The organism is Vibrio sp. 1078-1 (genome assembly GCF_033340475.1).
Genome location: NZ_JAWOWM010000599.1, coordinates 1 through 594 on the forward strand (window position 1 = coordinate 1; position 594 = coordinate 594).

At 42.3% G+C, this 594-nt stretch carries 1 pseudogene; it reads left to right on the forward strand.

Features of this window, described 5'->3' with window-relative positions:
- Positions 1–304 precede the first annotated feature (304 nt).
- Positions 305–594 (forward strand): annotated as a pseudogene (locus R7190_RS29025) (hypothetical protein); the annotation flags it as partial.

Consider the following 594-nt stretch of genomic DNA (forward strand, 5'->3'; position numbering starts at 1 on the left):
TTCGTAACTGATGCTCCCTGATCCAGATCGATAAGTACCAGGTGGGTGTCCGTCTGGAGTGCCACTTCAAAGGTCGCTCTTACATCAAAAATCACTGGTCGCGCTCCTTGTAAAAAGTGGGCATTCAGCACCACCTATCCTATTCCAAAAACTCTACTTTTTCAAAGATACATTTTAATAAGTAGAACAACAGCAAGAAGAACTTAAATTTATTTACCGTAATTATCATAATTACGGTAATACGGTAATACGGTAATTTTACAGATTTAGATGGAATGGTATAAGATGTCTCGCTGGAACATACTTGCTGAAAAAACGCTTAACAACGATAGTGAAAACATCATGTACAGGTGCGAGAGATAATATGTATAAGAGCCTTGAAGATCTGATGGCGGGTATTTACGAGATGGCAGCGCCAGATGGCATCATCTGTAACGAGGTTTCCAAATTCCTTGCGGCCAACCAGGTCAAGCCGGAAGACATAAGCTCTGGGATCTGGTTTTTCCTGTGGCTGAAATCAGCTCCCAAGGATGCGAAGCCAATCCAAAAAGAAATCCCCGGATTTGGAGTTGTTCTCAACATGCCGACTTATGG